The organism is Sulfurihydrogenibium sp. (assembly GCF_027448985.1).
Lineage (GTDB): Bacteria > Aquificota > Aquificia > Aquificales > Hydrogenothermaceae > Sulfurihydrogenibium.
On sequence record NZ_DAIDMN010000152.1, the window covers coordinates 1 to 1,573 of the forward strand.

Here is a 1,573-nt window from a genome sequence, read left to right on the forward strand (position 1 = left end):
AAGATTAGACATCGGTTGTCCATTTACATCCAGTAGTTGCCCCCATTTATAGTTTCCTATCTGGTCTCCTGATTGAACAACAGGTTGAAAAGATAGCGGATAATCTATTTTTGAACCATCACTATAGGTAACTATCAGTTTATCACTTAGTTTGTAAGTAGTATGGTCAGAATCTGTGGAAGGAATACCTATAGGTGAAAATTCTATAGATGTTGCTTTTACAGATGTAATATTCCCTGAACCTGAAGAAGAACCTGATGAATCACAAGAAAAAGAAAAAACAGCACTGAGCGATAAAACAGCACTAAGAAGTACACTTTTTTTCATAGCTTAACACCTCCAAAATTTGATATTTTTAAAATAATAGAATAATAAGATTAAATTTTTATGAAAAAAAAGTTTAAATTTTTTTAAATTAAATTCTAATTTTTTTTCAACATATAACATCCATCATTTTCTGTATCTAAATTTGGCTAAAACCTGTTAAAAATCTTTAATAATTTTTTAATCTTTAAATAACAAATCAGTTGTAAATTATAAATAAATTAATCTTTGAAAGGTGGATTTATGGAAAAAGAGGATTTAAACCGGATATTAGAAAATCTATACTTTCAATATCAACCGATAGTAAACATAAAATCCGGAGAGATATACGGTTATGAAGCTTTGATAAGAGGTTTTGATACACTTGGATTTAAGAATCCTCATCAACTTTTCGATTATGCATACAAAAATGGTTTTATATTTCATTTAGATATAAAACTCAGAGAAAAGGCTATTTATGAATTTTCAGAAAATTTCAAAATGGGACAAAGACTATTTTTTAATCTTGATAGTAGAATAATTCTCAGTAAGGACCACAAAAATGGAGAAACATTAAAAATATTAGAAAATTTAAAAATCCCATCCAAAATGATGGTTTTTGAAGTTTCTGAGAGATTCTCTTTGAGTGAAGAATTGATTCAAAGAGTTTTCCTTTATTACAAAGAACAAGGATTTGAGATTGCTTTAGATGATTTTGGTGTTGGTTCTGTATGTTTAGAAGCAATATATAAGCTATCTCCAGATTATCTAAAAATAGATGGATTTTTCATTGAAGACTTCAACAAAGATTTCATCAAAAAAGAGATAGTTTACTCGTTGAGTGAACTGTGTAGAAAGCTGAATATAAAGGTTATAGCAGAAAAAATAGAAACAAAAGAAGATATATACATGCTTGAAGAAGTAGAAATATCTTTAGGTCAAGGATATTATATAAAAAAGCCATCACAGTTGGATAAACAGGAAAAATTACAGTTAAACGTCCAGTTGAAAAGAAGCAAATCAGAGGATGTTTCGTATATAAAAAAGTATATCAAAGAATCCATAACACTCTATATGGACGATAGTGCTACTACCTTGATGGAAATTTTAAACAAAAATGGTAAAGATTTAAAACCTATAATAATTTTAGATAAAAAAGGTCATCCTTTATCTGTTATATCTTTTAAAAAGATGGCTTCAATCCTTAACAATAGTATTTACATGAATCTTTACTTTTCAAGGAAAGATAAGCTCGTATCAGATTTAAAAG

Annotated in this window: 1 protein-coding gene and 1 pseudogene; one reads left to right on the forward strand and one right to left on the reverse strand. The window is 27.8% G+C overall.

Annotated features, from left to right (window positions below; translation table 11 throughout):
* Positions 1-327, reverse strand: a pseudogene (locus NE054_RS08170) (alkaline phosphatase); the annotation flags it as partial.
* A 240-nt stretch (positions 328-567) separates the two neighbouring features.
* On the opposite strand from NE054_RS08170, the gene NE054_RS08175 reads away from it, so the two are divergent.
* Positions 568-1,573: EAL domain-containing protein (locus NE054_RS08175; RefSeq protein ID WP_297890478.1), on the forward strand; the 1,006-nt coding region annotated here is incomplete at its 3' end.